This is a genomic window from Deinococcus aquiradiocola (assembly GCF_014646915.1).
Taxonomy (GTDB): domain Bacteria; phylum Deinococcota; class Deinococci; order Deinococcales; family Deinococcaceae; genus Deinococcus; species Deinococcus aquiradiocola.
In genome coordinates this window covers 1-16427 of record NZ_BMOE01000004.1, presented here as the reverse complement: position 1 = coordinate 16427, position 16427 = coordinate 1, and the positions used below count along the sequence as shown (strand labels likewise).

At 62.1% G+C, this 16427-nt stretch carries 10 protein-coding genes; 1 reads left to right on the top strand and 9 read right to left on the bottom strand.

Annotated elements, in window-relative coordinates; translation table 11 throughout:
- Positions 1-130: 130 nt before the first annotated feature.
- The 6 genes from IEY33_RS07315 to IEY33_RS07290 all read right to left on the bottom strand — a co-directional run bounded on the left by IEY33_RS07315 (position 131) and on the right by IEY33_RS07290 (position 9440).
- Positions 131-2146, bottom strand: coding sequence for an AIPR family protein (locus tag IEY33_RS07315; protein ID WP_188961768.1), 2016 nt, complete (start codon positions 2144-2146; stop codon positions 131-133).
- Positions 2143-3096, bottom strand: a complete 954-nt coding sequence (locus tag IEY33_RS07310; RefSeq protein WP_188961765.1) for a PD-(D/E)XK motif protein — start codon at positions 3094-3096, stop codon at positions 2143-2145. The genes IEY33_RS07315 and IEY33_RS07310 overlap by 4 nt, the downstream gene beginning before the upstream one ends.
- 47 nt (positions 3097-3143) lie before the next feature.
- On the bottom strand, positions 3144-5726 hold the full coding sequence (locus IEY33_RS07305) for a Z1 domain-containing protein (RefSeq protein ID WP_188961762.1): 2583 nt from the start codon (positions 5724-5726) through the stop codon (positions 3144-3146).
- Positions 5719-6873 (bottom strand): ATP-binding protein, encoded by a 1155-nt coding sequence (locus tag IEY33_RS07300; RefSeq protein WP_188961759.1) that lies wholly within the window; start codon positions 6871-6873, stop codon positions 5719-5721. The genes IEY33_RS07305 and IEY33_RS07300 overlap by 8 nt, the downstream gene beginning before the upstream one ends.
- Entirely contained in the window at positions 6870-8930 is a 2061-nt protein-coding gene (gene dcm / locus IEY33_RS07295; RefSeq protein ID WP_188961756.1) for a DNA (cytosine-5-)-methyltransferase, read from the bottom strand. Before dcm ends, IEY33_RS07300 begins: the two co-directional genes overlap by 4 nt.
- Before the next feature lie 198 nt (positions 8931-9128).
- On the bottom strand, positions 9129-9440 hold the full coding sequence (locus tag IEY33_RS07290) for a hypothetical protein (protein WP_188961754.1): 312 nt from the start codon (positions 9438-9440) through the stop codon (positions 9129-9131).
- A 143-nt stretch (positions 9441-9583) separates the two neighbouring features.
- Between IEY33_RS07290 and IEY33_RS07285 the strand changes: the two genes are divergently transcribed.
- Positions 9584-10810 (top strand): hypothetical protein, encoded by a 1227-nt coding sequence (locus IEY33_RS07285; protein ID WP_188961751.1) that lies wholly within the window; start codon positions 9584-9586, stop codon positions 10808-10810.
- Positions 10811-11021: 211 nt separating this feature from the next.
- Here the strand turns inward: IEY33_RS07285 and IEY33_RS07280 are convergent, their stop codons facing one another.
- The 3 genes from IEY33_RS07280 to IEY33_RS07270 form a co-directional block, all read right to left on the bottom strand.
- On the bottom strand, positions 11022-12896 hold the full coding sequence (locus tag IEY33_RS07280) for a TniQ family protein (RefSeq protein ID WP_188961748.1): 1875 nt from the start codon (positions 12894-12896) through the stop codon (positions 11022-11024).
- On the bottom strand, positions 12893-13888 hold the full coding sequence (locus tag IEY33_RS07275) for an AAA family ATPase (RefSeq protein ID WP_188961746.1): 996 nt from the start codon (positions 13886-13888) through the stop codon (positions 12893-12895). Before IEY33_RS07275 ends, IEY33_RS07280 begins: the two co-directional genes overlap by 4 nt.
- 167 nt (positions 13889-14055) lie before the next feature.
- The gene (locus IEY33_RS07270) at positions 14056-16254 is read right to left on the bottom strand and encodes a TnsB C-terminal domain-containing protein (protein ID WP_188961743.1); all 2199 of its coding nucleotides are present in this window, start codon (positions 16252-16254) and stop codon (positions 14056-14058) included.
- Positions 16255-16427 lie beyond the last annotated feature (173 nt).

Below are 16427 nucleotides of genomic sequence, written 5' to 3'. Positions count from 1 at the left end.
GCAGGTGATGATTGTCAGCGATGCAGAACTGGATTCTCAATGAACAGGCCACCTGGGATCTGTCGCGGTCAGTTTTGCGATGGACGTGTGCAGATGCAAACTGCCATCCGGCAGCGACTTTTGGCTGTGTTCAGGAAACCTCCGAAACCGGGTCTCCAATCTGCACCGCTCCGAGATCGGGTTTGAAACCCTTCGCAATGGCGTCTTTCATGACAGCGTCAAGCAGCGCTTTCTTCGCCTTCCCTTTTCCGGTCTCCACAATTCGACAGGCGTTGATGATGCGGTCGCGCAGCTGGGCGTTGCGGGTTCCCTGCACCCAGCGCTTTGCGGCCTGCCAGTCCTGTCGGCTGTAATCCCGTGTCCAGCTTCTGGTTGCGCCGGGGAGGACAGGCTGAACTTCCGGCAGGACGATCTTCTTTACCTCTTCCCAGCAGCCGGCTCTTTTCGGACGCTCGGATTCGTGGGGCACGCTCTCAGGGTGAGCTCGCATGACCTTCGAGATCAACGGCGTGACCTTCTGGATGGTGTGCAGAAGCTCATTGGAGAGCACTCCCGTCCGGGCGACCTGCTGCAGGTTGATGGAGCTGGCACGGTGTTCGGCCAGCCAGGCCAGCAGGTAATGCCCGAGCGGCGGCTTCATGCTGATCTCCGCGGCGATCGGCCCCTCTGCTTCGCGCCGGATGACGGCCAGCCCTACCAGGGTATCGAAATATTGCTCGCTGACTTTTCCTCCAGCTTCCTCGATCTGTGTATCCTTCTTCAGATCATCTTTGAAGGCTTTCAGCGCCTTTTCACCTCCGAGAGATGCGAGGTGGGGCAGTCCCCTCCACGCGAGCAGCAGCTGAGCGGCTTTGGACTTGTCGATGACCTGATCACGCGGATAAACCTTCTCCTGTCGGGCATCGAAGGCCAGAGCCCCGGCATGCTGTCCACGGACCCGTTCATAAAACCAGCCAGTTTCTACAGAGCCTGTGGGATACCGGCGGGCGCGTGAGATGCTCTCTAGGCTTCGTTCGTAAGGATCGCTGGAGAGCAGGTCGCTGGCCGTGACTTTGCTCTGGCTGTTGGCGCTGATTGCCAGCTGCTCGGCCAACTCGTCCTCCGCGCCGTTCTCGCCGCGGATGATGGTGATCTTCGCCTGCACACGCAACTGGCTGATATCTGCCTTCTTGTTGCGGTCTTTCCACACCTCGTGAATCGTGGCGGTTGTCTGTCCCCCGTTCACGATCTGCAGGTCATTGAGCGTTTCCATGTGCGAGAAGTCGCTGCTGAAGCTCGCACTGTTTGCCACAGCAGAGATTCCGTTGTTCAACGCAATGAACAGTCCCGGTGTTGCGCGTACTGACGCTGCCATGTCCCGGTTGACTTTCATCTTGCTGCGCAGATAGATCCGGACGTTGCGGCGCAAAAGTTCATCCCGTCTGCGGTCGTACAGGTCTGCCAGCAGTTCACCTGGAAGCACCGTCAGGATCACCTGTGGGTCTCCGTCGGGGAAGCGCGTTGCCACTAGGCAGGGGAGACCGCCACCTGGCTGATCGCGGAGGTCGAGCTGATCTGTGGGGTCGTCCTGCTGCTGCTTCTGCAGCCACTCGATGTCGTGAACGTAGCTGGAAAGCAGCACCCCGCTGAGGTTGTGGCTGGCAAATCCTCCTTTCACATGGCCGGTGGTGAACAGATGCAACACCACTTCAGGGTCAAGCTCGGCGAGCAGATCGCGACATTGCGTGGCCATCTCGGCGATCCGATGGTGTTTCTCGTCAGCCAGAAATTTCCCGTCCTTCAGGTATGACACCGTGTTGACCAGTTTTCCGAAGGTGTCACTGACCTCTTTACGGCCGAAGACGTATGGAAGGTTCTCGTCCTGTACCGCCTGCTTCGGGGAGAGGATACCGGCGAGGTGCAGGCGCCTGTCCGTGTCGATGCCCCATCCGTGAACGGTCATGCCCGGCTGCCCTTTGCTGCCGGTCACGTTCAGGTCGACCCAGGTGAGGTCGGGGCACTGACCCACTTCTTGGAGCTGGAGGACGTACATCTGCATCAAGGCTTCGTCGGTAGAATTTCCGTCTCTGATCGCGTCGCTTTCGAGTTGCTTCTCAATCTCTATGGCGAAATTGCGCAGCGGAGACGGTCCTGTCTGGAGGGTCACTGCACACCTCCGGCGAGTGGGGTAGACATGGACGGGCTGAGCATTTCGGTTATCTCCTCCAGGCTGCCTGGCGGCGCGGTAGACCGTGCAAGGTCGATGCGGTAGCTGGCGCTCACCAGGCCGGCCGGAACATCTGAACGCATCAGGCGGGGGAAACCGGGATCATCCACGCGGTGGACCCTCCACTGGTTCAGGGTCATCGGCTGTCCATCAGTATCCTGAAGGCCGTATGGAGTGATCTGCATCTGCCGCAGGCGGGCCAGAAACATCGGTGCGCAGCCTGCCGCACCGGCCGAAGTGTTCAGTCGGCTGACGAGGGTTGCCAGGGTTTCGCCATGGCCCTCACTGACCACCCCCTCCAGCAGGCGGACTGTCCTGCTGCCTGGCGGGTCGAGCTGTTCAATGCTGCTGATCGTCACGATGGCGTCGTCCTGGCGGCTGGCCTTGACGTCCATTGCGAGCCGGTCGGTGATCACGTCCTGGGCTGTTCCAGACGGTCCAGACCAGGCATTCAGGGCAGCCTCCCAGCCGATCGCCGGTATCAGCAGCTGTTCGAGGGCCATCAGTTCCGCGAACAGGCCCCGGATGGTCCGGGCATCCAGCGGGCGTCCACCGCGCCGCAGGAAGCCGGCCCACAGCCTCAGCCGCGAGAGCAGCACCTTCGCTGCCTCCTGAGGCTGTGTCACCTGCTCGAGGTGATCGTGAAGGTCATCCGCCAGGTGGATGTAAAGGTCGCGGTACCCCTCGTCTGCCGGGGCAATCCGCAGGAGGTGCTGTCCGGGCTGTCCTCCGTCTGCCAGCAGGGTGACCTTCAGACCCTCCCAGTCGGCCATCAGGGTGCGCAGATCCACCTCTGCAGGAACGCGCAGCGCGATCTCCCCGTTTCCGGCATCGCCGCCGAGCAGGCACATCAGGCTGGCCTGCTCGCCCAGGTGCAGGGAGGCCCGCATCACCAGCCCCCCTGCCGAATTCATCAGCGGCCAGATATCGCCGGGCCTCACAGGTGCCCCGCTTCCTGCAACTGCGCAATTGGGTTTAACACGTACGTCCGTTTCTTCATGTCTTTATCTTCCGGGAATGATATTGCCAGACCGCTCGTGGTGATGGTTTCCCCAGACCCGGAGGTGGCAATGGGATAGATGATCAGCAGGCCTTCGTCCTTCGGCCGCCCCTGCTTGATCTGCTTGCGGGTTTTTCCTTCAGCTGAAGCGCCCCGCGCGAGATGTTCGTCGGCCGGATCACTGATCGCCCCGAAGTTCAGTACTGTGTCCTCGTCTTTTCGTGGTGTCCGGCTGACGCGAATGACCTGCTGCCCGCCGTAAGGGTCAAATTTCCCTTCCCTCAGCCCGGCCAGGGCGACCGTCCAAGTCAGCAGTCGGGGCGGCGAAGCACTCTGGGCGGAGCGGATGTACGACAACGCCCGGGCGATTTTCCCGTTCAGGCCGACGGTGCTGGGCAGTTCCCGGAACTGTTCGAGTGTTTCCTCGATGACAGTCCAGGGCACACCATCCCAGGTAAGGCTGTCTGTACGGTGGCCATCTCCGAGGGAAGAGACCAGCTTCTGCAGTAGCTCGTCGTTGAAACTGCTGTCTGCCCGGGAAGTCCGGGTGACTTCCAGCGTCTTCCCGGCGAGTGCGTCCCGGACGGTCACGGCGTGCTTGAGCTTGTTCCGGCCGGTGATGGTCATGCCCGGCGAGGTGCGCACCCGCAGGCCGAATTCCATCGGGCTGGCACCCAGCGACGCCATGTCTTCAAGTTCCTCACGCAGCTCCTCGTCGGACTCCATCACCTCCCTGAAGGCCCGCAGCAGGTCGCCGGTGCTGTACAGACGGCACAGGTCCTCGTAACCAGTCCGGTAGCCGAACCAGCGGCACATCTGCATCAACGTGTCGTGCTGTTTCGTCGTCCGGGTGTGATAGCTGGTCGTGAGGCCCTCGAGGGTCAGCCCGCGCGACAGCTTCAGCCCGCCCACCGCGATGACCGTCAGGGCGCCGCCGGTTGCCCGTCGGTAGTCCAGGTTCTTCTTGGTCACGCCGTTGATCAGCTCGACGGTCAGTTTCTCGAGCACGCCACTGATGTCGTTCTGCAGTTCCTCCCAGCTGACGGCCAGAGCCGGTACCTGATTTTTCTCCATAGCCTTCCAGGTCGTTTCGAACTCCTGACGCACGTCGGCGGTGCCGACCGGGAAGTCCCAGCCGGCCCGAAGGCGGTCGACCTCGGTCTGAATCTGTTCTTCGACCTGCACCTGCGTGGAGTTGTTCACGGTGGCGTGCACCAGCATCGTCTCATGCTGCCGGGGACGCTGCTCCCTGGCCCGGCGAACGCGGCGCGCGGCGCTGACCAGCACGAACTCCCGGATGGCCTCGCAGAGCGAGTCGGGAACGTTTCCGAGTTTGTCCTTCCCGATCCAGTCTCCGGTGTCTTCGATTTCAACCAGCTGCTCGGTGCCATCGACCCTGGAGAGGAATCTCCGGGCACCGAAATAGGATGGTGGTGCGGTCAGCAGTGCGATGAAGTTCCGGGGGAAGAGGTTGTCACCGTGTGTCTTGTCTCCGTCCTCCGGGTCGATCATCACGTTGGCATAGGGCGTCGCGGTGTACGCCACGTAGCTGCTCTGTTTCACGCTCTCCAGCAGCAGACGGATGGCTGCGTTGATTGCGGTCGGGGATTCACCCGGCTCGTTGGTGTCGATCGAGGCGTCGTCTGCCTCGTCGTCGATCAGCAGGAGTGGCCCGGCCTCACCCTTTCCGGTACCGGTGAACCAGCCCGTCAGTTTGTTGAGGATGTCGGCATGTTTCTTGACCACCGCGATGATGCAGATGTTGTCCCCGGAGACAGAATCGATATTCGCCTTCTTTGTGCTGAAGTCTCCACCGGCCTTTCCACCCACGTGATCCTGGGTGGTGAGTGAAACAGTGGTCAGGCCCGGGATGGCCTCGATCAGTCCCACACCGATCTTCGGCTTCGTGCCGGGCGAACGGCTGCTTTCCCGTCCGGTAACCCCGAGGTCCACGCGCTCCTGCGTCTGGTGCCGCAGATCATTGGTCCGGCCACCCAGCACCACGATGTTCCGGTACCCGGCGTCGATGGCCGCACAGATCAGTGACACGTAGCTGGTGGTTTTACCGGACTGGACGTCACCGACCACCATGCCGCGGCGATCCCATGGCGCTGTCACTGCCGGATTTCCACAGCGGCCAAGGATGGAGCGGGTGGTGCGGCCCAGCCTGACGCGGGCGTCGACCGGCCAGCCCTCCTTCTCGAGGAGCTTCAGGTACCGGCGGGCCAGTGGCGTGTCTGTCGCGGGCTCCCAGACCGGTGGATCGTCGCCCTCGGTGCTCACCACGGCCGGCACGACGAACAGGCCGTCCAGTGCGGTGTCCTGGCTGAGTTCCACCTGACGGACAACCTCCTCGAGGAGGTTGTCCGTCAGGCCGAGCATCTGGAGTGCCGCTGCGGCCTGCTGTCGAACCTGTGGTGCTCCCGGAGTCAGGCCACTGGCCTTATGGAATGCCTCCAGCATGCTCACGGTGACCGCCACGGCCTGATCGATCTGTTTCAGTTCCTGCCCTTCAGCCATCCTGATGTCCCCCTTCAAGCACTGCCAGCAGCTGTTCCACGGCCGCGACATCTGACGACAGTTCAAAGACCTTTTTGACCAGCGGATGTTCACGGCGGATCAATCCGTCGTTCGTCCAGGCCTCCCGGTTCCGCCGGCGTGTTCCGACATCCGTCCTCACCGCCCGCTGCCGACCGGCCCGGCTCAGCACCTCGTCGAGCAGCAGTTTCAGCGGCTTGCGGTACATCTGTGGCAGGGTGCAGCCTGACTTCGGCAGCGTGACCTTCCAGAGGTCGTCATGCTCCGGACCGATCTCCACCAGCAGCCGGATCCGGTTTCGCTCTCCGCTGCCGCGTTTCCCGGCACTCATCCCAAGCCAGCCGCCGGACACGATCGCGCGACCATTGCGGTGGACGTGGAAGCCTGCGTGTGCCTGCCGGCCCAGGGGTCCTTCAACCATCGGGTCTTCGGTATCGGTCGGCAGGATGAATGGCGTCACCCGAACCCTGCCCTTCAGAGGCCGGGAACTCATGGAGGTCATGCCGGGAAGGTCAGAGGTGCAGAGCGCCCAGGGTTCGAGGGACTTGCCCTGCAGCATGATCTTCAGACCACCCTGCAGCTGTGCTGCGAAGGTCACCCGCAGGTGCCCGGAGAGGGCCATCAGGCCCGCTGACGCCTCCTCCTGCCGCCTGGGAAACAGCGGGCCGATGATGTCGACACGGGTTCCCCGTTTCAGGCTCATACGATCTTCCCGGTGAACCACCCAGCGGTCTTCTTTCTCGATCTGCCGTAGATCCATCGTGATGGCAGTTCCGGTACCGTCAGCTGCGGCACTCGACACTGTAAAACGACCGACTTCTGAGAGGTGCAGTGCCGCGGCCTTCATGCCGGTGCCGAAGCGTCCGAGGTCGTCATCGGCTCTCACCGTTCCCCAGCCCGTCGAGACGCGCATCGCCTCGGTCAGGGTTTCCTGATCCATGCCGCGCCCGTCATCTTCAACAGACAGTACTCCTTCACCGGAGATGTCCAGGTGCAGGGAAATGACCTTTGCCCCGGCGCTGATGGCGTTATCGATCAGGTCAGCCACCGCTGCGTGCGGGGTGTATCCACCGCCGGACAGTGCCACCAGAGTTCCCGCCGGATGCGGGAGAACCTCGATCAGACTCACTGTTCCTCAGCGAGGTCCAGCTGGAGAAGGTGCTGTTTCAGATGCCTGCCAATGGCCTCTGCCATCAGTGGCGGCACGGCGTTGCCGATCTGCCGGTATACCTTCGTGAATGGACCGGTGAACAGGTAGCTGTCCGGAAAGCTCTGCAGCCGCGCCGCCTCGCGTGGGGTGATTGATCTCAGCTGGGCCGGGTGCACGAATCCGTTCCCATCGCGTTGCAGGTGAGCCACGATGGTGCGTGAAGGACGGTCCCCGGGCAGCTTGTAGAACTTGTCCGGGAAGCTTTCGGTGCTGTAGATCTCGAGCCAAGGGCACCGTTCGACCAGTTTCCGGTACGATTCACCCGGCCGGAGTTCACGGAAGCGTTCTAGGTCCTCGGCATTGTTGTAACGGGAGACATGCCCGGTCAGCAGGCCGCCACGGAACCCTGCAATGTTGACGCCCTGAGCTGCCCCGAGGGTCGGCAGATCCCCGATGCATTCGAGCAGGGTTACGGCTTCAGGCAGATTCATGTCGTCGCTGCGGGTGTCTTCTCTGTGACTTGTGGACATGGCACGGCGAACCGGCGGTGGGGGCTCGGTGGGCGCAGGACCACCCCGGACACCGACAATGATCCTGCGGATGCGGTCCTGGGCCACACCGTAAGCAGCGGCGTTCAGCAGCCAGGTGCAGGTTTCGTACCCGGCCGCGTGCATGGCCGACTGTGCGGCCTGCACGAAGGTGGTGCCGTCGGCATACCGGACCTCAGCCATGCCCGGGACGTTTTCCATCACGATGGCGCGCGGTTCCAGCACCTCGAGGAGATCGACAAGTTCCTGGTACAGGTGGTTGCGGTCGTCGTCGGTGGCCTGTGGCGCCCCGTGTGCAGCCTTCGCGCGGAGCCCGGCTCGGGAGAAGCCCTGGCAGGGTGGTCCGCCCACCAGCACGTCAATCTGTCGGTCCCCGACGATGGCCCTGATCTCCTCGGCCTCATCCCGGAACCCACGGATGTCCCTGCAGAGCATGGCTGCCTCGTCCACCTCGGGATGGTTCAGCCGGTAGGTGCGCATGGCGTGCTCGTCGGCATCCACCGCGAGGACGGTGCGGTATCCGGCCTGTCGGAAGCCTTCGGAGAGCCCGCCCGCGCCACAGAACATGTCCACCAGCGACAGGTGTTCCCTCTCCTCGGCCATGACGCGTGCACGTTCTCGCCCGGTCTGGCACAGCAGCTGAAGGGGGCAGGTGCCACAGCGGGGGTCGCGCTCCAGGCAGAGTGTCTGACCATGGTGGACGGCGTTGACATGGAAGCTGCCACGGGTCGATGGGGGAAGCGTCTCTTCGACCAGCAGCTGAATCTGCTTCTGGTCCAGCCCGCCGAGCTTCAGTCCCGCTGCATCGAGCACCCCAGTTCGCTGCAGGATGCGGGCCGTGTGAGCGTCCACGGGAAAGGCATCACGCCCGAAGGAGTAGAGCATCACGCACAGTGCAGTCTTGCGGCTGATTCCGGGAATGAGTTCAAGCTCCTGCAGCAGCACGGGGTCAGTCATGGCTCCCAGGGTGGTGGCTACCTGATCGAGCCCATGCCGCTGCTCCAGGTGCTGAATGGCATCCCGGGTCTGGTGGGCCCTCAGGGTCTGGAAGCCAAGCGGACGGAACTGTTCTTCCAGGTCAGCGAGATCCATGTTGAGGATCGACCGAAGGCCGCCTGGCATCCCCAGCAGTTCATCCATGACCCGGAGGGCAGCTGTGATCTTGCCGCGCCTCGAGAGGATCATGAAGATCACCTCGGCCACCGGGTCAGCAAAGTTGCCGAGGCTGCGGGTACCGTACAGGGCTTCAAGGGCAGAGGTCAGCGTCGTCACGTCCTGCTCGATCCGGTGACGGCGTTCGCGGGCTTCCGGAGCCGAAAAGCCCTCAGAGATCATGAACCGCTCGATGGTCTGACGCCAGCGTCGGTCGGCCGCACTGAGTACCTGCCCCCGGTAACCGTCATGCAGTCCACGGCCGCCCATCTGAGGAAGAGGATTCCATGCACGTTCGGCAGGAGGCAGGGGCACATCACGGACTGGAGCACTCACGCTGCCATCCTTGCACAGGTTTTCCTGCAGGACACCGACAGATGCGTGTCCTGCAGTCGTCTGATCAGGGGCGGGTCCGAGAGGGGGTGCATCTCGAAGGTGTGAATGGCGGCACGGAATGAAAACACCATCCAATTCTGCCACCAGCAGACCGAACTGGAGGTGATGTGACCACCGTACCTGCGGCGGGACAGAAGTTCAGGACGGAGAGAGGGTTGAGACGCTGAAGATTTCCGTGTCCTCTGCATCCACGATTGCCAGCCAGAACCGATCTGGGCTGGACGGAATGCCTGCCTCACCATCCGTGATGATGACCTGATGCTCTTCAGGATCCTGAAGGAAGGCTGAGAGCAGGCTACAGCCGCCTCCGGTTCCGATCTCCTGAAACTGCAGGTGCTGGATGGCCTCGGGCCACCCTTCGAGCCCCAGGCGGGTCATGGTCTTCTGCAGCCCACCTGGATCGAGTTCGTAGGCTCTCCCTGCGATCCGCTGCGCAAGTTCAACGATCATGCACAGATTCTAGCCTCACTCCCGAAAGTGACTGGACCGGTGTCACCTGTGGCCCACGAACGGCTGCGACCTGTGTAGGATCGTACCAGCGCTTCTCACCCGACTGCTTGATCGTTCGCCGTTCCCGAAAAAGGAGCCACTTCATGTGTAACGCCAACAATCATCCTCCGGGATGCACCTGTGGCTGGGGCGGTGAAGGTTCGTCTGGCGGATACGGCGCTTCGTTCTACCACCATCAGCTGAGTTCTCTTGCGGTGATGCACGGAAAGACCTTCCTCATCCCGGTCGACTGCTGGTACTGTGGTCAGCCGATCTACATCTATGCCAACCGGCACGGCAGCGTGGTGCTTTTCGACGACCTGGGGCGCCCCTGGCCGAAGCATCAGTGCCTGCAGGCACCGGCCTGGCTGGGCGACAGCAGCAGTCTGCAGCCGGCGCGGTTCCTGAGTCACATACCGGTCGAGCAGTTCAGCTGGTTCCATGCACTCGTCGACGAGCTGTCCGACCCTGAACGGCATCTGCACTACGTGACTACACTCGAGATCCCGGCTGAAGTTCTGGCAGACGCGTACGAACAGCGATTCCTGACCATCCAGCTGCTGAAGGCCCTGAGCAATCGATTGAAGCTGCCGGCCGGTCTCCACGTGCCGTCGCGCTGCAGAAAGTGTCGGCAGGCCATCCTGATTCGAATTCTGGACGACCGGGTAGGTGTGTTTCAGCAGAGCTGGGACCGCGTGCTGACACGGCACAGCTGTTTCTCTTCACTGCCGGCCACCCTGTCCCGCCGCGATATTTTCACGGCTCTGAAAGCGAGCGAGAATGAAGTGCATCATTGGCCCCCCCTGAAGCAGCCCACACTGGGCTTCATCGCCGGTCGCACGAAAGAGGGCATGCTGTTTCGGAGCTGGCCTGAAGGAGAGGTTCGCGCCTTCCCGGGCCATCCCCCATTCCCGCTCTGTACGCTTATCTCCGTCAGCCCAGACGGCAAGGTGCATCTGATCACCTCGACCAGTTCAGACGCCTCTGCGTCCTCTAAGTCAGCGGGCAGGTCGAAGAACTCTTCCACCGTGCAGCGCGGCATCACGCCCTATCCGAATGCCATGAAGGATCCGGCGCTGCAGAAAGTGCTCTCAGCGCTGCTGCTCGAACACATGCCAAAAAATCAGGTACTCGCCTACACCCGGGCAAGCACCGGACTTGAGTGGCATATCGGTGGACGGATCGCCGTCAGAGACGCCGCCGAGTTCGTCAGGCTGATCGAGTTGGCCCGGGACCCTGCCCGCAGGACCCACGCCTGGACAGAGTTAACGCGCCTCGGCGAAACCATCGCACGAAAACTTGCACCGCGTCTGGCTGGTCTCAGACGTTAACAGCCCCGATATGCTGCAGGGACTCACCGGGCCACACGAAATTCAGACATTGGCTGGCAGAGGTATGCCGTCTGAAGATCGACCACGAGCGGCATGTTGCACGACTGGCAGTGGCGGTTATGGCAGTGATCCAGACTTCTATTCAGACCGTTACCATTACCGGGCCTGCAGGCCAGGAACTTCCGCTCCTGATCTGCGGCGCCCTGTCATTTTACTTCGGGAAGTCGAGCATCAGTTCGGGGTGTCCGGCATCGAGAAACGCTGCCAGCTGGTGGGCGCGGTCCATCAGCGCCGGTCCCAGCGTCCCGAGGTCCTGTTTAAGGAACCGGATGTACATGTCCCTGGCAGGACCGGGGCTCATGCCCCGAAGAGCCGGTGCGAGTCTGAAATCTCCGCCCGTCACCTGCTCCCAGATGAACACCGCAGCGTGTCGCCGTTTTCCGGTGTTCTTTGTCGGCCTGGCCGAAGTTTCGAACACCAGATCATCCCAGTCAGCGCTTCTCATCGTGACGAACTCCCTGAGCTCAAAGCGCCGGGCATGAAAGTTGGCTTTGCTCGGCAGTGCCCCCAGGCGGGCGGCCAGATCATGCAGCGCCCTGGCGAACGCTTCGCCGTTCTGCAGATTATTCAGGACGCCCATCGCCTTGTTGCAGGCCCCCGTCGCGAAAGTCGTAGGAAATTCCAGGGCGCTGCACGCCCCCTGCCAGTCCGTCTGACCGCCGAGCCGCACCAGAGCCGCGCTGCAGACCCGGCGGAGCGTGGACTCCATCATGTCGGTCTCCTGAAACAGCGGCGCGAAGTTCGTCCGGTACTCGTTCTCCCACAGCAGCTGCGGCACGTGATGAGCGGTAAAGGCGTACCCGGCCTTGCTGTGAGCGTGGCGGGACCTCAGGCCCAAACGGTGGTTGAATCCCGACTGGTCATCAAGCGTCCGGTTGAAGCCCTGCAGCAGTGCTCCAGTGAATTTGAAATTTTTCGAGACCAGCCGCAGCTTGTTCTGTTCCCGGTCCCGCAGTCGCTGGATGAATGGGAACAGCTTCTCGGACAGTTCCTGGGCGTCCAGACTTCCCGACACGGACGGGGTCAGAATCTCAACCGCCTGTGGCAGCATGGCCGCCATCAGTCCCGCGCTGGTCGGCACGGCACCGTAGGTGTGGATGGCCGGTCCGCCGAAGACCTTGCCCTCAGCCCGCTTCTCCCGGCGCTGGTCAAGCCGCAGGTTGCGCTCCTCGGCCCGGTCGGCAAACACCTTCAGCACCGTTTCCGGAAGCTCTCCCAGATCTGCCGGTTCCGCGACGTACAGCATCAGGGCGCACAGGCTCCGTAAGGCCTGGAAATACGCCAGCGCAGGCAGACCTGACCTGGCGTCCACTCCGGCCTCCATCACCCCGTTGAGGTGCCTCTGCGTGCCCAGCAGCCGCAGGCTGTCCGCCAGGTCAAGCTGCGGCACCGCGCCGAGGTTCTGGCCGCACGGCTCAGCATTCCTTCCCTGGTCGGCTACACCGGTGGCCGGCGGGTTCATGCAGAAGCCCGGCGTGCGCTTCTTTGTTGCGTAGCTGGACGCCCCTCCGAGGTCCTCGCGGACATTGCCGGACCGGCGGGCGCACAGCGGGCAGGTATCGTTCAGCAGGGCCTGATGACGCTCACAGGCGAACGAGAACGGCAGCTTCCAGGCAACCCGCCACGCCTGATCTTCCGCAAGACAGGCCGGGCAGTAGTGCGACCCGACCATGTACGCCCATTCGCGCATGCCAGTGCGCCGCAGGCTCTGCGAGTCTTCAGGATCCAGCCCGGTCAAGTTCACTGCCACTCCGTCGTAGTGGGAGAGCAGCATGCGCCGGATGTCCACCTCAGGCAGCCGCAACACGTGCGCCGCGTCCTTCAGCTGTCTGGGGGTCAGCGTGATGCCGATCGCGGACGGCACGTCCGCTGCGCGCTCAGACTCCTGCAGGCCGAGCCGGTAGTACAGGGCCGTCAGCGGAACGGCCAGTGGCATATGCGCGGACAACCGGTCGAGGTAACTGCTCAACGCCTCACCGGGAATCGGCCGGGTTCTGCTGAGGATCGGCACGAGTTCCTGAATCATGACTTTGCCCCACCTGTCGTTTCCTCACTGGTGGCCTTGCGGCCAGAAGTCGTCCTGTTGCGGGAAACATTGGGTGTCCGCGCCTCCCTCCCCATCTCCGCATTGTGGTCAAGCGCGATGTTGCTGAGCATCGTTTCGGTGATGGTTTCAGTCTCACTGTCCACTGCCACGCGTGCAGCCTTGCGGATCAGGTTCATCAGGGAGCCGATCGAACCACCGGTCCGCGCATACAGGTAATCCCGGAGCCCGACGTGCAGCGTGCCGGCCGGCAGGTTCCCGAGCACCAGCAATTTCTCAATGTCCGTGAGAACCCCGGTCCATGCCTCGCTGTCCAGGGTCATCGGGGTGATGGCACGGTACATCAGCCGCCCACCGATCTGGCTTTTCCGGGGATTGTTCAGCCCTTCGGTCAGCAGCCCGGAGCCCTTGCAGTCGATCCCGGCGAAGACGAAGGTGGCACCGGTATCGTTCATCAGCTGCTTGAAGTGGTTGTTCGCCAGCTGGCCTGCGTCGGTGCGCATGTCGATGAAGTGCGCCTCGTCGACCAGGATCAGCTTGGTCTGGTGCAGATGGGCTGCCCTGATCACGGCTGCCGTGATGTCCGTTCTGGTGATACTTTTGGTGTTGTCAGGCAGTACCAGATCGTAGTAGCGGGCAAGGCTCAGGCTCAGGTCCTTGGGAGACGCTCCGGAGGTCATCGTGACGATGGCGACGGGAATGACCAGGTCCTGCTGTTCTGCATCCTCAGCCGGGTAATTCTCGATGAACTGCTGCTCGAACCGTTTTCCGAGGTGCTTGAGAATGGTCGTTTTTCCCAGGGTGCCCAGGCCGTCCAGCAGTCCGCCCGGGCAGGCACCGTCATCGCCGTCCAGATTCCGCTCGATCTGCAGCAGCATCTGGCTGTGAAAGTCCTGCAGGTCTGGCGTGGCGATGGGCGGACAGGTCGCGTGGTACAGGTGCCGCGAGCGGTTGAAGGCCTTGAGCTCAGACATGCTCCAGGCATTCCGGGTTCGCCTGTTCGGCAGGACTGGACGTGCTGGGACAGGGCGGTTCACGAAGTTACGCCAGCCCCGAACGTTCGTGATCAGTTCTCTGGTGGTCAGGCCTGTCAGCTTGACAGGTTCCGTCAGCTTGACTGTCCGGCTGCTTGCGCGTCTGGTCATTCTTCTTCCTCATCGCTGTTCCAGAAGGACGTGGCACCCCTGGCGAAGACGTTGGCGACATTGCGCTCAAGCTCGTCGACATTGCCGAAGCCCTTACCCGGTCTGAGCATGACCTCGGGCGTCTCCGGGTTCTGGAGTCTTTCAGCCACGTCCATGGCACGGCTGGCAGCCTCCTGCTGACTGAGCTGGCCCTGATCAGCCAGAGCACGTTCAAACTGATGGAGCGCCTTCACTTCCCGCCGACGCTGCGCCCTGTTCTGCGCCACCTGTGTGCGCTGATTGGAAAGCAGTTCTTCAAGTGCGTCTGAGACGTCGTTGTGGCTGCGAACCTTCCCGCCTTCAGCAATCACCTTCTCCCGGGCGAGCTGGAGATTGAAGGCCGTGAACGGTATGTCGGCGAATTTCGCGTCACGCCGGGTGAGTCGGATCCAGGCCCCGGTGTCGGGAAGCTGAAAATGGATGTAACGCAGATCCCTCGGGTCGACCTTGAACGGCCATCTGCCACCTTTCCCGATGCTGTAAGTGCAGGAGGTGTTCCGATACGGCGTCAGCTCTGGCGCGTCGTAATAGATGCCGTAGCATTCGACGCCGTAGGCGTGGATCTTGCGCCATTCCGTCTCGAGCAGCTGCTGGTACAGGTTCTGATCGTTGGGGACGTGCAGGTATCCGGAAGCGTTGATCCCTGCACGGAACTTCTCGATTGGCGTGTGCTCCACTGCCGGGACTTCGTGCTCCCGCAACCCCGCATGCTGCCGTACGTGGTACACCCTCGAAAGCCACAGGTGAAATTCAGCCTCCAGTTCATGTCGAAAGTAGTACGCGTCCGCCTCAGGATTGGCGCCGCGGTTCATGGGATTGTTGCCGGTGTATCCGGGGAGGTGGATACAGAAGCCGTCGCGTGCCGTCTCGAAGAAGCGTTCGACGTGCGCCTTGTCATTACCGGTATAGGGCCGCGCGATGATCAGGCTGATGCCGAGCCGCTCGCAGGCGCTCTCGAAGACCTTGCTGACGAAGATCTTGCCGTTGTCGATTGTCAGGTTGTCCGGGCGGGCGAAGGGGATTCCCTTCAGGCGGGTGCCCGGCTTGAGCCCGTGCAGTTCCAGGCTCAAAGATTCGGGGATGCCAATGTACGGCAGCATCGCCTGTTCCGGCCAGTCGGATGGTGCGACCTTCGGCGCAATGATGTCGTACAGCATGAACGTGACGTCAATTCCCTTCGGGTCATTCTCGAAGAATCTTGCTGAGAGGATGCAGCGGCTGAAGACATCGATGGCAACCACCAGTCGATGCCTGACTTTCTTACCGGTGATGCTGTCGAACCCCCAGACATCGTATGTGCTTGCGTCGATGACGACGTACTCTCCGACACGCGTCGGCATCAGCATCTGGTACATCCGCTGTGGACGACCTGCCATGGACATTCGAAGTTTGGCTGAGCCGTAGGTGTACTGTTTGACGCTCAGCCGGTCGAGCAGCCGGACGATGCCCGAGTATGAAGGAATCCCTTTCTGCAGTTGTACTTTTCCTGCTTTCATGTCGGCCTTCAGCTTCTGCTGAATGTCGCCCACGTGCTTCTGTCTGGTAACGGTCGGGGCGTTCGTGGCATTGCTGATCACAGTCTTGGCAGTCTGGATCACCTCTACGGGATGCCGACCCAGTGGCAGGCTGCTCCGGAGTTTGCGGCCGTCGACCAGGGCGAGCAGGCCGCGGCGCTGGTATTCGTCGCGCTGGAACCGGAGGGTACGGGCAGACACTTTCATCTTCTGTGCAGTTAACTCTGCTGCTTTGGCTTTGAAACGTGCAGCTTCTGTGTGGCGTGACGGGTCGTACTGTGCCTGCGGCTCATTAGCCTCAGGACGGGTGGGGTCCCCGGAACGGAATCCTGTCAGAGCCTCGTGTAACTGCGCCAAGCGTTCCAGGGCTTCGGCTTTCAGCTCTGCTGGTAACGAGTCAAATATTGCATCTAGGTGTCCGTTGAAGGTTTTCGGCTGATCTATCCGATGCTGGTCGACCATCCTTCGGATCGACGGAAGCTCGGTGAACCGATGGAATGGCAGTGTCTCCACCTGGCCGGACCCATCTGTCAGCCTGACCTCCACACCGTCCAGGTGCGTGACCTGCCAGCTTCTTTCGCGGTACTCGACACGCATGCCGATCGAGAGCTTCAGGCTCCCAGGGAAATCAGCGGAAGTCACGCGGCTGAACGGCTGATCAGCGTCAGGTTGCTCAGGGGACGACTCAGGTCGGCCCGGACCTGCCGAGTCTGCGTATGCTCACCCATTCGGGCCACCCGCGCTCAGTCGACGTGGCCACCTGTGCTGAGCTGATCGGGCCACCGGCGCTCGGGTTATCGGGCCACCTCTCTGCC